This window comes from Parasynechococcus marenigrum WH 8102, from assembly GCF_000195975.1.
In the GTDB taxonomy this organism is placed as follows: Bacteria; Cyanobacteriota; Cyanobacteriia; order PCC-6307; family Cyanobiaceae; genus Parasynechococcus; species Parasynechococcus marisnigri.
In genome coordinates this window covers 1018434-1036670 of sequence record NC_005070.1, presented here as the reverse complement: position 1 = coordinate 1036670, position 18237 = coordinate 1018434, and the positions used below count along the sequence as shown (strand labels likewise).

General features: G+C 60.8%; 18 protein-coding genes. 7 read left to right on the top strand and 11 right to left on the bottom strand.

Going from position 1 to position 18237, the window contains the following annotated elements; genetic code table 11:
• Window positions 1-3: 3 nt before the first annotated feature.
• Window positions 4-2055, bottom strand: a complete 2052-nt coding sequence (gene dnaG / locus TX72_RS05180; RefSeq protein WP_011127903.1) for a DNA primase — start codon at window positions 2053-2055, stop codon at window positions 4-6.
• Between the two features lie 58 nt (window positions 2056-2113).
• On the opposite strand from dnaG, the gene TX72_RS05175 reads away from it, so the two are divergent.
• Window positions 2114-3001, top strand: a complete 888-nt coding sequence (locus TX72_RS05175) for a DMT family transporter (protein ID WP_042503358.1) — start codon at window positions 2114-2116, stop codon at window positions 2999-3001.
• A 5-nt stretch (window positions 3002-3006) separates the two neighbouring features.
• Here TX72_RS05175 and TX72_RS05170 read toward each other — a convergent pair whose 3' ends face one another.
• The gene (locus tag TX72_RS05170) at window positions 3007-3327 is read right to left on the bottom strand and encodes a hypothetical protein (RefSeq protein ID WP_148228775.1); all 321 of its coding nucleotides are present in this window, start codon (window positions 3325-3327) and stop codon (window positions 3007-3009) included.
• A gap of 392 nt (window positions 3328-3719) precedes the next feature.
• On the opposite strand from TX72_RS05170, the gene ruvA reads away from it, so the two are divergent.
• The 3 genes from ruvA to TX72_RS05155 are packed head-to-tail and all read left to right on the top strand — an operon-like array spanning window position 3720 to window position 5079.
• Window positions 3720-4337: a Holliday junction branch migration protein RuvA gene (gene ruvA / locus TX72_RS05165; protein WP_011127900.1), complete on the top strand. Its 618-nt coding sequence runs from the start codon at window positions 3720-3722 to the stop codon at window positions 4335-4337.
• Window positions 4338-4381: 44 nt separating this feature from the next.
• A complete protein-coding gene (gene rpsO, locus TX72_RS05160) occupies window positions 4382-4651 on the top strand; it encodes a 30S ribosomal protein S15 (RefSeq protein ID WP_011127899.1) in 270 nt (89 codons plus the stop codon).
• An 11-nt stretch (window positions 4652-4662) separates the two neighbouring features.
• Window positions 4663-5079, top strand: coding sequence for a PAM68 family protein (locus tag TX72_RS05155; protein WP_011127898.1), 417 nt, complete (start codon window positions 4663-4665; stop codon window positions 5077-5079).
• On the opposite strand, the gene TX72_RS05150 is transcribed toward TX72_RS05155, so the two are convergent.
• From TX72_RS05150 to TX72_RS05110, 9 genes are all read right to left on the bottom strand, one after another.
• Window positions 5080-8598, bottom strand: coding sequence for a DNA polymerase III subunit alpha (locus TX72_RS05150; protein ID WP_011127897.1), 3519 nt, complete (start codon window positions 8596-8598; stop codon window positions 5080-5082).
• Window positions 8599-8666: 68 nt separating this feature from the next.
• On the bottom strand, window positions 8667-10127 hold the full coding sequence (gene gatA, locus TX72_RS05145) for an Asp-tRNA(Asn)/Glu-tRNA(Gln) amidotransferase subunit GatA (RefSeq protein ID WP_011127896.1): 1461 nt from the start codon (window positions 10125-10127) through the stop codon (window positions 8667-8669).
• Window positions 10128-10170: 43 nt separating this feature from the next.
• The gene (locus TX72_RS05140) at window positions 10171-10416 is read right to left on the bottom strand and encodes a DUF1816 domain-containing protein (protein ID WP_011127895.1); all 246 of its coding nucleotides are present in this window, start codon (window positions 10414-10416) and stop codon (window positions 10171-10173) included.
• A 57-nt stretch (window positions 10417-10473) separates the two neighbouring features.
• Window positions 10474-11916: a 23S rRNA (guanosine(2251)-2'-O)-methyltransferase RlmB gene (gene rlmB, locus TX72_RS05135; RefSeq protein ID WP_011127894.1), complete on the bottom strand. Its 1443-nt coding sequence runs from the start codon at window positions 11914-11916 to the stop codon at window positions 10474-10476.
• A complete protein-coding gene (locus TX72_RS05130; protein ID WP_011127893.1) occupies window positions 11913-12338 on the bottom strand; it encodes a ribonuclease III domain-containing protein in 426 nt (141 codons plus the stop codon). The genes rlmB and TX72_RS05130 overlap by 4 nt, the downstream gene beginning before the upstream one ends.
• Entirely contained in the window at window positions 12335-12721 is a 387-nt protein-coding gene (locus TX72_RS05125; protein ID WP_042503353.1) for an STAS domain-containing protein, read from the bottom strand. Before TX72_RS05125 ends, TX72_RS05130 begins: the two co-directional genes overlap by 4 nt.
• A gap of 33 nt (window positions 12722-12754) precedes the next feature.
• Complete coding sequence (gene carA / locus TX72_RS05120) at window positions 12755-13906, bottom strand: glutamine-hydrolyzing carbamoyl-phosphate synthase small subunit (protein ID WP_011127891.1); 1152 nt, start codon at window positions 13904-13906, stop codon at window positions 12755-12757.
• A gap of 41 nt (window positions 13907-13947) precedes the next feature.
• Window positions 13948-14982, bottom strand: a complete 1035-nt coding sequence (gene trpD, locus TX72_RS05115; RefSeq protein WP_042504263.1) for an anthranilate phosphoribosyltransferase — start codon at window positions 14980-14982, stop codon at window positions 13948-13950.
• A gap of 58 nt (window positions 14983-15040) precedes the next feature.
• On the bottom strand, window positions 15041-15364 hold the full coding sequence (locus tag TX72_RS05110; RefSeq protein WP_011127889.1) for a DUF3288 family protein: 324 nt from the start codon (window positions 15362-15364) through the stop codon (window positions 15041-15043).
• A 50-nt stretch (window positions 15365-15414) separates the two neighbouring features.
• Here TX72_RS05110 and TX72_RS05105 point away from each other — a divergent pair, with 50 nt between their 5' ends.
• The 3 genes from TX72_RS05105 (at window position 15415) to msrA (ending at window position 18236) form a co-directional block, all read left to right on the top strand.
• On the top strand, window positions 15415-17169 hold the full coding sequence (locus TX72_RS05105; protein ID WP_011127888.1) for an ABC transporter ATP-binding protein: 1755 nt from the start codon (window positions 15415-15417) through the stop codon (window positions 17167-17169).
• Between the two features lie 68 nt (window positions 17170-17237).
• Window positions 17238-17501 carry a hypothetical protein gene (locus TX72_RS05100; protein ID WP_011127887.1) on the top strand — a complete coding sequence of 88 codons (264 nt, stop codon included), beginning with the start codon at window positions 17238-17240 and terminating at the stop codon, window positions 17499-17501.
• Window positions 17502-17525: 24 nt separating this feature from the next.
• The gene (msrA, locus tag TX72_RS05095) at window positions 17526-18236 is read left to right on the top strand and encodes a peptide-methionine (S)-S-oxide reductase MsrA (protein WP_011127886.1); all 711 of its coding nucleotides are present in this window, start codon (window positions 17526-17528) and stop codon (window positions 18234-18236) included.
• Window position 18237: the final 1 nt, after the last annotated feature.

Here is an 18237-nt window from a genome sequence, read left to right as displayed (position 1 = left end):
GGTTCAGGCGGACAGGGCATCAATGGTCTGGAAGCCGCCGCGGCGTTGCTGATCGAGATGCTGGATGTGCTTCCGCTCGCTGTAATACAGCTCCTGATAGTGCAACGCATCGCGGTTGAGCTCCTCGAACAGTTGCTCGATGCGACCTTCCATATCCACGCCCTGCTGATCCTCCTGGTTGTCTTGCACCAACACGGAAATACAGGCTTCCAAGGTCTGCAGACGCTGCCCACCCCAGGCTTCCAGCAGGTGGCGGCAGCGCTTGAAGCTCTTCTGACGCTCCAACAATGCCGCGAGCCCACGCAACTGCTCGAGCGGTTCGGCCAGGGCGACACGCTCCAGTTCACCCGGCTCAAGCAACGGCGTCAGCCGTGACAACAGAGGGCTGTTCTCCAGCAGCAGCTGATCCGTCAGCAGACGGGGCAGGTCCAGCCCATCCAGGCCGTCACCATCATCTTCACCATGGCTGATCGATTCCAGGCGGCCCACACCGAGGTTGGTCTCCTCAAGTTCCGTCAGAGAGGCCCAGAGCAGACGGTGATGGGGGATCGCAAAGTCCTCCAGTTCCCGTTGGCGCAACTCCTGGCGGATCGTGCCCCTGTAGCGGGGGGCATGGAGATAAAGGCGCAGCAGATCAGCCTCACAGCGCTCCCGCTGACTGGTGTCGCCCGGCTGGTCATGCCGGCTGGATCGACCATGCCAACGCTGGCCCTTCACCTGCTGGCGCAGGTCATCCTCGAGCTGCAGAGCAAGACGGCCCTGACCGCCGCTGAGCCGTTCAGCGACCCGTTGCAGGTAATGGGTGCGCACCGCCGACTGGGGCAACTTGCCCAGCAGAGCGACCAAGGCCGAGACCGCCTGCTGGAATTGATCCGCCTTGGCAAGGTCTCGATCGGCGAGGGCCTGTTCGATCTGCCAGTCCAGCCAGAGAGGCGCCTGATCGAGCAGAGCCCGGTAATCCCCGGCGCCATGGTCCTTGAGGAACTCATCTGGATCTTTGCCGGAGGGCAGATGCAGCACCCGCAGCTCCAGTTGCCCCTGCAAGGCGAGCTGCTCCACTTCACCGATGGCGCGGTTGGCCGCACGAACCCCAGCGCCGTCCGCGTCAAAGTTGAGAACGATGCGCTTGCCGTCGGTGACGCGGCAGAGCTGGGTGATCTGCTGGCTGCTGAGGGCGGTGCCTAGGGACGCCACCGCATTGGTGATCCCAGCCGCATGCAGGGCGATGACATCGAAGTAACCCTCCACCACCACAGCACGGTCCTGCTTGCGGATGGTGTTGGTGGCCTTGTCGAGACCGAACAGATGCTTGCCTTTCTCGAACACCTCCGTCTCTGGGGAGTTCAGGTATTTGGGCTCGCTGCCATCCAAACTCCGGCCACCGAAGCCAATCACACGACCCTGACGGTCGTGAATCGGAACCATCACCCGATGGCGAAAACGGTCGTAGAAGCCATTGCCACCCTTGCGGGGGACCACCAGTCCAGCTGCCTCCAACAGTTCAGCCGAAAGGCCTTCCACCTGCTGCAGATGGTTCAGCAGGCTGTCCCATTGATCCGGGGCGTAACCGAGACCGAATGTCTCCTGGGTGGCGAGTGTCAGGCCGCGGGCTTCCGTGAGGTATGCAAGGGCCTGCTCACCCGTCGTGCTGCGCAACTGGCTGCGAAACCAACCGGCAGCCAAGGCCAGGGCCCGCTGAAGCTTCTCCCGCCGGGAGAGTTGCTGCTTCAACCGCTCCTGCTGAGGACCATCAACGGTCTCGACCGGCACCTGATAGCGACGGGCCAGATCCAGCACCACATCGCTGAAACTCTGCCGCTGAAACTCCATCAGGAACTTGATGGAATTGCCGCCCGCACCACAGGAGAAGCAGTAGTAGAACTGCTTGGCGGGAGACACCGTCATCGACGGCTTGCTGTCGTCGTGAAACGGACAGATGCCGACAAACTCCCGTCCTTTCTTTTTCAGAACGACGTGGTCGCCCACCACATCGACGATGTCCGCCCGCTCTTTGACGGCGTCGATGGTGCGGGGATGAAGTCGGGCATTGGCCATGGACCCATTCTGCGAAGTCGCAGGTCGGCGTCCACCCATCAGGAGCACCAGCGCAACCATGGATGAACAGACGTTGGCCTGGTGGCAGCGCCAAGACATGCAGGGAGCGAGGGCCCTGGTTCTGAGCTCCCTGGCCTTCAGCCTGATGACGGTGTGCGTCAAGCAACTGGGAGGGCGAATTCCCGTCAGCGAGATCGTGCTGGTCCGATCCGTTGTGAGCATTGCCCTGACGGGAACAGCCATGGCGCTTGGAGGGGTCAGCCCCCTGGGGAACAACCGACGCCTGCTGCTGCTGCGCGGCATCTGTGGAAGCGTTGCCCTGCTTTGCTTCTTCGAGGCGATCACTGCGTTGCCGCTGGCATCCGCCACGGTCCTGCAGTACACCTACCCAACATTCACCGCAGCGGCGGCCTGGCTGTTGCTGGGGGAACGCCTGCGCCGTCGCATTGGCTTGGCCGTACTGCTGGGCTGGATCGGTGTGGTGTTTGTGATCCAACCGGAATGGCTGGGTGCAGGCCAGAACGGGCTGGCGTTACGCCCAGTGCTGACAGCCCTGGGAGGAGCCTTGTTCACTGCTCTGGCTTATGTGTGCGTTCGACGCTTATCGACCAAGGAACACCCCTTGGTGATCATTCTTTATTTCCCTCTGGTCTCGATTCCCCTCACGTTGCTGATGGTTCTGCACAGCGGGGTCTGGCCTTCCGCGGTGGATTGGATCTGGTTGCTCGGAGTCGGTGTGCTGACTCAACTCGGCCAGATCTGGGTGACCAAAGGGCTGAGCTGTCTGCCAGCGGCGAGGGCGACGTCGCTGAATTACGTCCAGGTGTTGTTTGCTGCCAGCTGGGGATGGATCTGGTTCAACGAATCGATTACGGCATTCACCTGTGTTGGTGCAGCGCTGGTGCTGGGTGCATCCTTTATCAGCCTCTCCAGCCGTCAGCCCTGATCAGATCAGCTCGTGGGCAAGCCGAGGGGGTAGAGCAGCCAACGCTGGGCTTCACCACCATTGCTTGCTGCAGGCCTGGCAAGACTCCACCCTTCTCCGTGCGACCCACGCTGGAGGTAGAGATCAAAGGCACTGTCCACACGGACGCTGTCCCGAGGTAACTGCCAGTCAAAACTGCCTTTTAAGTGCACGAAACGCTCGCCCTCCACCTTGAGGACCTCTTGATGGTCGACGCGAACACGGCTGACGGCAGGAGCAGAGGCCACAGGTTGCAAGTCAAGACTTTGTGCAATGGAGACCTGGGTCGTCTGGATCTGTGACTGCAAGGCCTCAATGACAATGGCGCGGGGCGGCTCATTGCGAAGGGTGCAGGACGACAGAGTTACGACGATCAAGAGACCTGACAAGACAGTCAAGACATGACGCGAAATGTGCACATAGATCATGCTGACTTGCATGAACCGATCTTCAAGCATTAATAATCACTCTACTTGACGATCGCGACTCCAACAAATATCAATCAACGCTGGAAAGGATTTGGCCCAACCTGAATCCCGAACGATTCATCAATTTGCAGGGGAATTAGCAGCAGATCAAGACCTCCTTGCGGACGAAGTCCAGCCAGGGCCCACCCCTCAAAGGATGAAGTCACAACAAACATGATCAAACACAACGCATCAAAAAAAGTCGTTTACACTCACAAAACTGATTAAGCACAATGATTGGGTGGCTGAAGGGAGATGTCCAGCATCGTGACCAGAAAGGGTCCCGCAACCTTGTGCTGATTGCCTGCGGCGGAGTTGGTTACGACGTTCAACTCATTGAACGGGACTGGCAAGCCGTCTCAACTGATCAACGTCATGAGTTCTGGATTCATCAGGTGGTCAGTGCTGACAACCTTCAATTGTTCGGATTTCTCCAATTGGCTGAACGGGACCTGTTCAGGGAACTAATCCAAGTGAGCGGAGTAGGGCCACAAGCAGGACTTGCCTTGCTTAATGCATGTGCGTACAAGGAACTTGTCACGGCTCTGGTCCACTCCGATCTCAAAACCCTTTGCAGAGCTAAAGGTGTCGGCAAACGAACGGCAGAGCGTCTGGCGCTGGAGCTGCGCACACGACTGACGGACAGCGTTGCTTCCACAGGTCCTGAACGCAATCAATTGGATCCAGTTGCGCCGGACCTCATCGCCACCTTGGAGACCCTCGGCTTTGAAACCCACGAGATTCGGGACGCTCTGCAACGGCTGAACGGCATGGGAGGCCCGCAGGACGGTGATGACGACGACGCCTGGCTGAGGGCCTGCATCAAGTTGATGTCATCCACAGATCCTTGACCGGGTAAGATCATTGTTTGCACTGACAGGGCTGCACCCCGCGCATGTCGCTTGATACCACCGAGAAGCAACAGCTGATCAACACCCACCAGACCCACGGCACCGACACCGGTTCCGCGGAGGTCCAGGTCGCCATGCTGAGCGAGCGGATCAGCCGTCTCAGCAGCCACCTCCAGAACAACATCCACGACTTCTCCTCGCGCCAGGGGTTGCTGAAGATGATTGGTCGCCGTAAGCGCCTGCTCAGCTACATGCGCAACAAGAGCGAGCAGCGGTACACCGAGATCATCGCCAAACTGGGCATCCGCGGCTGATCGAGCGCAACATGCCTGAGGACCGTCAGTCACTTCCCTTTGAGCCCAAGGGTTCCAAAAAGGGTGGGTCCAAGGGCGACGGCAACGACCAAGCCATTCGCCAAGAGGCCATTCCCCGTTATGTCGCTGACCGGATGGCCCGTCGTGTGGCGGTGTTCACAGGTGTGCCGACTGTCTCCGGCATGGGTGTTTTTGTTGGCAGCTACCTGCTGATCACCAAAGGCATCGCGGATATTGCCCCAGGGCTCACTCTGGCGGGTTCAGGTTTCTTTTTTCTTCTCGGCTTGGTGGGGCTGAGTTTCGGCGTGCTGAGCTCCAGCTGGGATCAACAGCCCGGTTCATTGCTTGGTCTGGAGAATCTCAAACCCAACGTTCAACGGATGCGCCAGTCGATCAAGGCTCAGAAACAACAGAACAAGTCCGACTGATCAACCCAGAACCATGGGCTCTGAGTGACGGGCCGTGAAGGCCTGTGTCTTCAGGGCTTGCAGTGCAGCTTCCGCGTCCTTGACGCAGAACTGAGAACCCAGTCGGACATAGCGAACTGAATGACCATCGCGAACCGCAGCGATAACGGGCACTTTGACGCCAAGCTCCTCACGCTCAGGTCGATATTGCGTCAAGCACTCCCTCAATTTGTGTTGGATGGCGATGTCGCTGGCCTGCTGGGAGGAGAGTTCAACAAGGAGAACAGCTAGGTCGTCAATGGCCCTGCAGTCATCAATGATCAACTGAACGCGATCATCCCGACGATCGACGCCCGCCCAGACGAGAAGACGCGCCTCTGTCATCAGATGGTCCGCGAGTCGGGCATAACTCTTGGGAAACACCACGGCTTCGCAACTGCCGGAGAGATCCTCCAGCTGGAGGATCGCCATTCCGTCCCCCTTGCGGGTGGTGACCTGACGCAACTCAGTGATCATCGTGACGGCACTGACCTTGGCCTTGTCCGGTTGCTCTTCAAGCGCCCCCAGGCCGATGGGTGCGAGGAGTCGAGCACTGGGTGTGAGTTGCTTGAGCGGATGGTCGGACAGATAGAAACCAAGCAGCTCCTTCTCCAGCTTGAGCTTCTCGGCTGGGCCGTAATCCGCCACCGGAGCGGCCTTGGGAGCGAGACTGAGATCAGAGGCACCGTCCTCATCGTTCGGAGCTGCCATCAGGTCGAACAGGTTGCCTTGGCCACTGTCACGGTCCTTGGCTCTCGACGAGGCCCAGTCGAGGAGAAGATCGAGATCAGCCATCAACTGGGCTCGGTTAGCGGCTGGATCCATGGAATCCAAGGCACCGCAGTGAATCAGAGATTCCAGTCCGCGGCGGTTGAGCACCGAGGAAGGGATCCGATCACAAAGATCCGGCAGCGACCGGAACGGGCCATCGCTATCCCGTGAACGAATCAACTGACGGATGGCCCCATCGCCAAGGTTTCGAACAGCGGATAAACCGAAGAGGATGCGATCGCCGTTCGGAGTGAAATCTGTGCGGGAGGCATTGACGTCCGGTGGCATCACCTCGATGCCCATGGCATTGCAATTGGCGATGTACCGCTGCACCTTGTCGGCTGCACCGGCATTCACCGTGAGCAGGGCGGCCATGTAGGCGACGGGGTAATGCGCTTTCAGATAGGCCGTTTGATAGGTGACGGCGCCATAGGCCGTGGAATGGCTCTTGTTGAAGCAGTATTCGGCGAACAGCACCATCTGATCAAACAGTTCATCCGAGACCGCCTCATCCACACCCCGCTCGGCAGCACCCTTCACAAAGATGCCGCGATGCTTCTGCATCTCCGCCACTTTTTTCTTGCCCATCGCCCGCCGAAGCAGATCTGCCTGGCCGAGGGAATAACCGGCGAGATCCTGGGCAATGCGCATGATCTGCTCCTGGTAGACCATGATTCCGTAGGTTTCACTCAGAATCGGCTCCAAAATCGTGTGGGCGAAGTCAATGGCTTCGCGGCCATGTTTGCGGTTGATGAATTTGGGAATCAGGCCGGCATCCAAAGGCCCGGGTCGATACAGCGCCAGGATTGATGAAATGTCCTCCAGGGAGGACGGCTTCAGATCACGGACGATCTGACGCATGCCACTGGACTCCAGCTGGAAGATGCCTTCCAGATCCCCACGGGCCAGCAAGGCGAAGGTGTCGGCATCCTCAGGCGGAAGCTTGTCGGGATCCAGCCGCGTTCCGCTGCTGACTTCCACCAATTCCAGGGTTTTATCAATCATCGTGAGATTCTTGAGGCCCAGAAAGTCCATCTTCAACAGACCCATGGATTCCACATCTTCCATGAAGTACTGCGTAATCACCTGACCATCGTTGTTGCGCTGCAATGGCACCAATTCATCCAATGGATCAGCGGCAATCACCACGCCCGCTGCATGCACACCGAAGGTTTTGTTGGTTCCCTCGATGCGCATGGCCATATCTACCCAGCGCTTCACAACTGGGTCGGATTCGTATTTCTCGCGGAATTCCGGCGTTGGTGACTCCTCACCAATCATGGCCTTCAATTTGGCGGGCTTTCCACGGACCACAGGAATCAATTTCGCCAGCCGGTCGGCATCGCCGTAGGGAATGTCCAAGACCCGGGCCACATCCTTCAGCACAGCCTTGGATGTCATCCTGTTGAAAGTGATGATCTGGGCCACTTTGTCGTCGCCATAGCGTTCAGTGACGTAATCAATCACTTCACTACGTCGTTCAATGCAGAAGTCGGTGTCAATATCAGGCATCGATTTGCGTTCCGGATTGAGGAAACGTTCAAACAACAATCCGTTGGTCACTGGATCAATATTGGTGATGCCAAGGGCATAAGCCACGAGGGATCCCGCCGCCGAACCTCGGCCGGGCCCCACTGGAATCTTTTGTTCACGCGCGAAACGGATGTAATCCCACACCACAAGGAAGTAGGTGGGGAACCCCATCTGTTCCATGATTTTGAGCTCATGGGCCATCCGCTCGGCGTAGTTCTCCGGAATGGATGCATCGGAGGACAGCTCGAGTCGCTCCCGCAAACCTTGCTCTGTGACCTCTCGCAGGTAGGTCACTGCAGTGTGTCCCTCAGGAATGGGAAAGCGAGGCATCTGGTAGTGGCCGAGGATGTCGTAGTCCTCAACTTTCTCGGCAACAGCCACGGTGTTGGCGATGGCTTGACGCACAACATCCGGCTCTAGATGATCCACGAAGAGTCGGTTCATCTCCTCTTCGGTCTTGATATATTCCGTGCCGGTGTAACGAAGTCGTTTCTCGTCGCTGATGAGTTTGCCCGTGAGCACGCAAAGCAAGGCATCGTGCGCCTCCACATCCTGCTTGCTCAGGTAATGAGCATCGTTGGTGGCCACCAATTGGATGCCGAGTTCTTGGGCGATGCGCACAAGTTCAACGTTGACAATCCTGTCTTCAGGAGAGCCATGATCCTGAATTTCAAGATAGAAATCTTCCCCGAAAACCTCCTGATACCAACGGGCCACATTGCGGGCAACATCCGGCCGCCCCCGCAGGATTGCCTGCGGCAATTCTCCACCGAGACAGGCGGTGGAGATGATCAAACCTTCGCTATAGGTTTTGAGAAGGTGCTTATCAATGCAGGCGCGCGAAAATATCCCCCGCCCCCGCATTCCCCGCAGATGGCTGATGCTCGTCAGCTTCACCAGGTTGCGGTAGCCGACGGCATTCTTGGCCAGAACAACCAGGTGGTAGCGCTTCTCTTTCTTCGGCTGAGGATCATCGATGGATCCATTGATCACATACATCTCATTGCCGATGATCGGCTTGAGATCGGAGCCCTTGCAGAGTTTCAGCAGCTCAATGGCGCCATACATCACCCCGTGATCCGTCAGGGCAATGGCTGGCATGCCCAGTTCCTTGGCGCGCTCCACCATGGCCGGAAGCTGCGATGCGCCATCCAGCAGGCTGTAATCGCTGTGGTTGTGGAGCGGAACGAATGCCATAGCTCCAGCCTAGGTCCTAACGCAAGATCAAGCGTGCGATCAATGGCCGGGGCACCAGATGTGGTGGATCAGGGGACCAAAGAGGCTTCAGGACGTTGCGCGAACACATCAGCAGCCTGCTCGTACTGGTGAGCCACCTGCAGCAGACGCGCCTCGTCGAGCACATTGCCGATCAGCTGCATCCCGATCGGCAAGCCAGCAGCACTGAATCCACAGGGAACACTGATTGCCGGGAGGCCTGCCAGGTTCACCGGAATCGTGAGCAGGTCTGCCAGATACATCGCCAGCGGGTCATCGGCATGGGCACCCGCCTTGAACGCCGGCGACGGCGCCGTGGGGGTCAGCAGAACATCCACCTGCTGGAACGCAGCATCGAAATCCCGTCGAATCAGCGTTCGAACCTGCTGGGCCTTGCGGTAGTAGGCGTCCACATAACCGGCCGAAAGGGCATAGGTCCCGATCAGGATCCGCCGCTGCACTTCCGCGCCAAAACCTTCTGCCCGGCTTCGGGCCGTCATTGACGCCAGGCTCTCGGCTTCCTCAGCACGGAAGCCGTACTTCACACCGTCGTATCGCGCCAGATTGGCCGATGCCTCCGACGGAGCAATCACGTAGTACGTGGCGATGCCGTCGTTGAAGCGTGGACAGCTCACATCCACCAGTTCGGCACCGAGAGCCTCCAGTTGAGCCGCAGACGCCTGCACCGAAGCCTTGACCTCGGCATCCAGTCCTTCCGCCTCGAAGCATTCCCGGATCACACCGACCCTCAGCCCCTTGATCGATGCAGCCAGACCAGCGCTGTAATTGGGAACATCCGCTGTTAGACAGGTGGAATCACGCTGGTCGTGACCGGCGATCACCTGAAGCAGCTCAGCCGCATCCGCCACACAGCCGGCAAAGGGACCGACCTGATCCAGGGAACTGGCAAACGCAACCAATCCCCAACGGCTGACCCTGCCGTAGGTGGGTTTCAAGCCAACAACACCACAGAACGATGCCGGCTGGCGGATCGAACCACCGGTATCTGAGCCCAGGGATGCAAGACAACTACCCGATGCCACGGCCGCTGCACTACCACCGGAGCTGCCACCGGGAACGTGCTCGATGTTCCATGGGTTTTTGGTGGCACCAAAGGCCGATGTCTCGGTGGAGCCGCCCATGGCGAATTCATCCAAGTTGGTTTTGCCGACCAACACCGCTCCAGCGCCCCAGAGCCGATCCGTCACGGTGGACTCGTAGGGCGGCACGAACTGTTCGAGCATGCGGCTCGAGCAGGTGGTGCGGACACCGCGGGTGCAGAGGTTGTCCTTGATCGCCAGCGGCAGACCCGCGAGCGGACCGAGGTCCTCACCGGCAGCACGGGCCTGATCGACACGATCGGCGTCAGCGCGGGCCCGTTCAGCTGTGACCTCCACAAAGGCGTTGAGCGACGGCTCTGACTGCTCCAAACGCTGCAGATGCTCATCTACCAGCTCCCTGGATGAGACTCCACCAGCCTGCAGTCGCTGACGCCACGCGCTGATCGTCATGAAACTGCGATCTGTTGCAGGAGCGACGCTATCAGCCGCAGGATCACCCCTCGGCAGCGGTGGTCAATGGCTCGCTGCGACGGGTGCGCAGCAGGGTGTGACGAATGGACCGGGGCTGCTCTGAACCCACATCCTCAAGGAAGGTGGCGAGCTCAGCTTCCAGCCCCGTGCGGGTCAGGAAAGGACCGAACCAGTACGTGACATCGGGCCCGGTGGTCTCAACACGGGCCCACCAAGCCAGCCCGACACCATTGGCGAGGCTGCGCAGCGGCCGGATCAAAGGGCTCATGGAGCTCAAATGTTGTTAGGGCATTTTGCACCGACCAGGCCAAATAACACGGTCAACTCAGGGAGAAAGCTGGATGCTCTGATCAAACTCGAGTCCTGCATCGAGATCTCGGCGTTCAAGGTCCAGTTCGATGCGCTCCTCAGGCTGCGTCGTCTCAACCTGTGGTGCTGGCGAGTCGTCGTCGCGCTGACCAGCCATGCGCGCCCGCTGAATCGGCGGCGACGGAGCCTGACCATGGATGTCCTTCATCCAGTTGCGACGGGCCACCTCATACACGCAAAGCGCCGTTGCCACAGATGCATTCAGGCTTGGCGTGACCCCCCGCAGCGGAATCCGCACCAATTGGTCGCAGTGGCGGCGTGTCAGCAGGGATAGCCCCTGATCCTCCGAACCGGTCACCAGCACCAGCGGCCCACTCAGATCCACATCAGGCAGGGTCACATCGCCCTCACCGGCAAGGCCAATCACCCGATAGCCGGCATCCTTGAGCTTTTCAAGAGAGCGGTTGAGGTTGACCACCCGCGCCACGGGGAGGTGTTCAAGGGCTCCTGCAGCCACCTTCGCCGCCGACCCCGTCAGACCGGCACTGCGTCGTTGGGGCAACACCACGCCATGGGCTCCCATGGCCTCAGCCGAGCGGACCACAGCGCCGAGGTTGTGGGGATCCGTGACGCCATCGAGGGCCAGCAGCAATGGCGGTTCCCCCAGATCGGAACAGCCTTCAATCAGGCTCTCCAGATCGATCGTTTCAGCCGCTGCTGTCTGCAGGGCAATGCCCTGGTGCACCGAGCCTCCGGTGATCTGCCCCAGGCGGGCCCAGGTGACCTCCTCCACCAGCACACCGGAGGCCTTGGCATCGCGAAGCAGTTGCAGAAACTTGGCGGCGCTTCGCATCTCCGGGGTGCACCAGATGCGATGGATCGGTCGACCGGCTTCCAGGGCCGCGAGTGCTGAATGACGGCCCCAGACCAGATCATCCGCTGGCGGCGTGGCAGCAGCAGCCTCCCCCTCAGGCTTGCGCGGAGTGCGATCCCTGAATGGGAGCCGCGAGCGCTCCCGTTGAAAGGACGGACGCCGGTCACCCCGTCGGTCCCCCTGTGCTTCATCTCGACGATCGAAACGGCGATCCATGCGAGGGTCATCCCGACGTACTTCGGAACGTCCTTCGGAACGCTCGTCACGGGGTGGATCACGACGATCGCTGTAAGGGCGTTGATCGCCCTGACGCCCCTCCCGACGCGAGGGGCGCTCAGGACGCCGGTCTGCCATGAAACGTCCACGGCCTGCACGGTCGCCCCGATCAGGACGGGCGCGCTGCTCTTCATCGGAGCGACCCCGGCGACGGTCGTCCATGCGCCCCCGGCGGACCGGTGCCTCTCGGTTCCACTCGCGGCGGCCGGCATCAGCCTCAGCGTCGGCATCAGGACGACGTCGGTCGCTGCGCCCCGGTCGTCCAGTCCTGGACGAACCGCCGGGACGGCGTTCAAAGCGAGGGCTCATGGGCGAGGTGTTGAGGATGTTGAGAGGGTGCCGGCCTGATCCAAGTGATCGAGAAGCTCCGCCAGGCGCGCTGGGTCGTTCAAATACAGCCAGCCCACCATTGTCTCAAACCCTGTGGCGAGTCCGTAAACAGCCGCATCGGATCGCTTGGGTCCGCGACCGGCCCGATTGCGGCCACGACGCACCAAATCCCGCTCCTGCTCGCTCAAGACAGGATCAAGGCGGCCAAGGGCCTCGGCCTGTGCCTCGGCACAGACCTTGGCCACTACGGCGCGGTGCAACACATCGGCACGACCGGGTGAGCGGCAGAAGCGCAAACGTTGGTGCAATTCCCAGACCGCATCACCCAACCACGCCAACTGAAGCGGACCGAGGTCACCAGCGCTGCCGCCGGCGGTCTGCCCCCGGATCCACTCGCTCAAGCCGCCAGGTTGCTGAGGGCCGACGGCAGATCCTGGGCCAGATGCAGAAACTCTTCCAGACGCACAAGTTTCACCGTCTGCATCACACGGGAGTTCCCCACAAGGGAAAACGCGCGCTTGGCATCCGTGCACTGCTTGGCGAGCTGAACAAGGGCACCCAATCCGGATGAGTCCAGAAAATCGATCTTGCTGAGGTCGATTACAGCAGGGAGTTTGCTGGCCTTCAGCACGTCGACGACGTACTCCATGAACTGCTTCTCGGAGTAGGCGTCCAACTGACCGGTGAAATGAAACACCAGACAGCCGTTCTGTTGTTCGAAGCCTCCACGCAGAGAGACCGTCAGTCGCTGCAGTTCACTGATGGGTCCAGTCTCCCCACGCAATCACGCCACGAAGTGTAGTGATGCTGACGGTTGTCAACCACCGACGTCCCGACGATCCGCCATCAACGCAACGAAGCGACCAAAATGGTGATCCGCGTCGTGGGGTCCGGGGCTGGCCTCCGGGTGGTACTGGATGCCAAACACCGGTTGATGGCGATGCTGAAACGCCGCAACGGTGCGGTCGTTGAGATTGAGATGGGTGACCTCAACCATCGGCTCCGGCAGTGAGTCAGCGGAAATGGCAAAGCCGTGGTTCTGGCTGGTGATCTCCACCTGACCGCTCGTGCCGCAGGGATGGTTCAGACCACGGTGGCCGTAGCCGAGCTTGAAGGTCTTCCCTCCCAAGGCAAGGCCAAGAATCTGATGGCCGAGGCAGATCCCGAACAACGGCAGGTTGGCCCGCTCCAGCAGGGATCGGGCCAGGTCGATGCCGCTGTCCACCGCAGCCGGATCGCCAGGGCCATTAGAGAGGAAAACCCCCTCTGGCTGATGGGACATCACCGTGTCCAGATCGGCATCCGAGGGCAGAACGGTGACCGCACAGCCATGGGCGACCAGACGGTCGAGGATCGCCCGCTTAATGCCGAAGTCAATCGCGACCACGCGGTAGGGGAGGTCGGGATGCTGTTTCAGCCGCTGATCGAAACCGACACGGCATGGCGACGACCATTCGTAGGGCTCAGTGGTACTGACCTGGCTGGCCAGATTCAGACCCTCCATGCTCGGGGCGTGACGGACCTCGGCCAGCAGGTCAGCGGGCGAACGTCCATCGCTGCTGATCACACCATTGATGGCTCCGCCGTCTCGAAGTCGACGCACCAAGGCACGGGTGTCGACACCGCAGATGCCCACAAGACCGTGGCGTTCCATCCAGTTGTCCAGGGATTCCGAACAGCGCCAGTTGCTGGCACATGGGGCGAGCTGGCGGGCGATCACTCCCCTGGCATGGGGATGGTCGGCCTCCTGATCATCCCCATTCACGCCGGTGTTTCCCAGTTCGGGGTAGGTGAAGGTGACCAGCTGCCCGGCATAGGACGGGTCCGTCAGGACCTCCTGGTATCCGGTCATTCCGGTGTTGAACACCACCTCACCCACCACGGAGCCGCGGTGCCCGAACGCGTCACCCGTGAGAACCGTGCCATCGGCCAGCACGAGATGAGCCTGACGTGACGAAGGGTGGGGCATCAGGCCGAAAAGCTGACGGTCATCACCCTTCATTGTCCATTTCAGCTGGCCAGGTGCTGGCGCAGGGTCTCCAGCCGGGTCCAGGGAAGGCCTTGATCCAGGGCTTCGGCGGCGCGGGCCGCGGCAGAGGACAGATCCGTGTCGATCCCAGCGGCCCACAGCACCAGGGCTGTATTCAACGCGACCACATCCCGCTGGGCTGGTTCCCCACGGCCCTGGAGCACCTGCTGAAGGATGGTCTGGTTGCAGTCCAGGTCACCGCCTTTCAACGTCTCGAGATCCGCCGTTGCCAATCCGAGTTCGTCAGGAGAGAGCTGAAGCGAGCGGATGGCGCCAGCTTCGATGAAGCGCAGGTCATTGGGACCTGCCAGCGACGCCTCATCCAGCCCTCCGGCGCCGTGGACGACCACGGCTCGCTCCAATCCAAGACGTTGCAGGGCTCCAGCCATGGGATCCAGAAGATCCTTCTTCGCGACCCCCAGCACCTGTGCCTGTGGTTTCAACGGATTGACCAGCGGCCCAAGCAGATTGAACACTGTGCGCACACCGAGACTGCGTCGCAAGGGCGCCAGATTCACCAGAGCCGGATGCCAGGCCGGAGCGAATAAAAATGTGACGCCGGCGGCAGGAATCGCGTCGACGACCAACTGCAACGGTGCTTTGAGGTTCAGGCCCAGCCCCTCAAGCACATCGGCGGAACCAACCTTGCCACTGGCACTGCGATTGCCGTGTTTCGCCACCTCCACGCCGCAAGCCGCAGCGGTGAAGGCAACGGCGGTGGAGATGTTGAAGGTGTCGGCACCATCGCCGCCCGTGCCGCAGGTGTCCACCAAAAACCGATCGGGGCGGGCACAGGGCAATGGACAAGCCTCACGCAGCACCGCCGCCATCGCCGCCAGCTCCTCGGCCTCCATCCCCTTGGCCCGGAGACCGGCCAGAAAGGCACCGGTCTGAACAGGGGTCAGGGACTCGGACAGCCAGGCCTGCATCAGGTCCGTCGCCTGTGCAGCGGACAGGCTTTCACCGCACAACAGCAGCTCCAGCAGACCGGACCATGAAGGAGAGGCAGGTGACATGCAGCGGAATGAGCCCATGGGCACCCACTATCCCCACGAAGTGCTGAGCTGACCAGATTCAGCCGTCGCTGGTCTCACTGGTGTCGAAGCCGGAGCCCACAGGGTCAGAGGCTGCGGCACCGGGGCGGTAGCCCTCGGCCCACAGCGCACGCACCTGATGGTTGAGCTCGTCCCGGCTGAGGGACCACAGGGTCAGCAACCGCTGCATGTCCTGCTGCAGATCCTCAGCACCGGGGAAGCCGTCGTAGCGAATCAGCAGACGCGCTAGTTCCGTCAGTTCACCGTCGCCAGGCGCTTCACAGGCCAGCAGACGATCGATCAAATCGCGGTCGGTCCCATGGAGAGGATGACTCTGGGTTGACTCGGACGGGGAATCAGACATCCGTGGAGTACCACACCCACCTAGGTTGACGTGCCCTGATCGGAAACCGCATGGCGGCCATGCGCCTGGACCTGATCGGCCGTTACCTGCGCCCTCATCGCAAAACCGTCATCTTCGGCGCGATCGCCCTGGTGGTGGTCAATGTCCTCAGCGTCACGATCCCGATGGAGGTGCGCCGGGTCATCGATGAGTTGCAGGTCGGCTTCGCCTATGACCGCGTCCTGAGCCAGGCCGCCTGGATCGTGCTGCTGGCCACCACCATGGGTGCCGTGCGGTTGCTGTCGCGGCAGCTTGTGTTCGGTGTCGGCCGCCAGGTGGAGGTCGAACTCCGCCAGAGCCTGTTCGACCACATGCTTCGGCAGGAACCGGCCTGGGTGCAGACCACGGGGAGTGGTGATGTGAACAACCGGGCCACCAGCGATGTGGAGAACATCCGCCGCCTGCTGGGCTTCGCCATTCTCAGCCTGACCAACACCCTGCTGGCCTACAGCCTGACGCTGCCGGCGATGTTGACGATTGATCCATCGCTGACCCTGGCTGCCATTGGTCCCTATCCCGTGATGCTGACGGTGGTGCGCCTGTTCGGCGGCCGAATGATGAAGCAGCAACGCCGTCAACAGGAGGACCTGTCTGGGTTGAGCGATCTGATCCAGGAGGACCTCTCCGGCATCGGAGCGATCAAGATCTACGGCCAGGAAGCATCGGAGCAGCAGGCGTTTTCCCAGCGCAACCGCAGTTACCGAAACAGCGCCATCCGTCTGGCACGGACTCGAAGCACGCTCTTCCCTTTGTTGGAGGGGCTTTCCTCCATCTCCCTGCTGTTGCTGCTGGCCCTAGGCAGCGGCAAGCTCAGCGACGGCAGCCTCACGACCGGCGGGCTTGTCGCCCTGGTCTTCTATGTGCAGCAGCTGGTTTTTCCCACTGCGTTGTTGGGCTTCACGCTCAACACGTTCCAAACCGGCCAGGTGAGTCTGGAACGGGTGGAGGAGCTGCTCCAGCGACAACCTGCCATTCGTGATGGCAACGATCCGATCAACGTTGAACAGCCGCGGCGCGGACGACTCGAAGCTCGCGGCTTGCGCATCCGTTACGACGGAGCCGAGCGCGACACCCTGAACGGCCTTGATTTCTGCATTGAACCCGGCGAACTGGTGGCCGTGGTTGGTGCTGTGGGCTGCGGCAAAACAACCCTGGCCCGTGCCTTCGGTCGGATGGTGCCGGTTCCGGACGGCCAATTGTTCCTGGATGGCGTGGACATCAACCGCCTGCCCCTGAAGGATTTGCGAGGCGAAGTGGCCATGGTTCCCCAGGAGGGATTTCTGTTCACCAGCACCCTCGCCGACAACCTTCGCTACGGCGAACCCAGGGCAGGAGATGACCGGGTCGAGCAAGCGGCCGAACGTGCCCGACTGTCGGATGACGTCAAAGGGTTCCCGGATGGATTCAGCACCATCGTCGGCGAACGGGGCATCACGCTCAGCGGCGGGCAACGTCAACGCACTGCCCTGGGGCGCGCCCTGCTGGTGTCGGCTCCGGTGCTTGTTCTCGACGATGCCCTGGCCAGCGTGGACAACAACACCGCCGCCGCCATCCTGAACTCGATCCGATCCCAGGAGGGACGCACCATTGTGATGATCAGCCACCAACTCTCGGCAGCTGCAGCCTGCGACCGGATCTTGGTGATGGACAACGGGCGGATCGTGCAACAGGGCCACCACAACGCCTTGATCGCCACGGCCGGGGTTTACCGAAGACTGTGGGAACGGCAACAGGCTGCCGAACAACTCGAGGGAATGGCTTCCTGAAGAAGTTGGAAGCTGAGACGGACAACCCCCGTCTGAGCGGCTTAGCTGGTTGAACGCAGGAGCCTTCCATGACCAGCAGCTCACCTCTGGCGATGCGCTGCACGCTTACCTTCGGTGACATCTACGGCCAGGTGCTGGCCTGGATGGCCGTGATCTTCGTGAGCCTTGCGGCGGGACTGGCCCTGATGGGCTCAACACGGCCGATTTTCGCACTCGTGGGCGTCGGTCTGATTCTGGTGCTGAGCCTTCCCTTTCTTCTGTTTGCGTTCGTCACCACCCTGCTGAACCACATTCAGCTCGAACCCGTTCAGAGCACCAATCAGCCTGCCTAGGGTTGAGAAACTCTCTGATCATTCATGCTCCCCTCCTGGCTGACCCAACGCGGTGGTGAGTCCTCGACAGAGGCGATGCATGCCGTTCTTGGCACCCCGCTGCGGGCACCGCTGATGAGCGACCAGGAGGAAGCCCTTTTTGCCTGTGGATGTTTCTGGGGCGCTGAAAAGGGGTTCTGGCGTCTTCCGGGTGTGGTGAGCACGGCCGTGGGTTACGCCGGTGGTCAGCGCACCAACCCGACCTATCAAGAGGTGTGCACAGGGACAACAGGCCATACCGAAGTGGTGCGGGTGGTCTGGAGCACCCCAGCCGTGGATTTCAGTGATCTGCTGAAACTGTTCTGGGAATGCCATGACCCCACCCAGGGGAACCGCCAGGGCAACGACACAGGAACCCAGTACCGCTCAGCGATTTACACCACGACGAATCAGCAGATGAGCCTGGCTCAGGCCAGCAGAACCTCATATCAGGACGCCCTGAATCAAAGGGGGTATGGACCGATCACCACGGAGATCCTGGCGGATCAGGCCTTTACCTTCGCTGAGCCGTATCACCAGCAGTACCTCGCCAAACCCGGCAGTCGTCCCTACTGCTCGGCCATGCCGACCCAGACTGTTCTGGGTGACTTCGACGGGAACAATTACCGCCTTCCATCAACGGTCTGGGCGGCCTACGACTGGAGCATCAATCACTGTGTACTGCGCAGCGACAATGCCCCGATCCGCATGGCTTGAG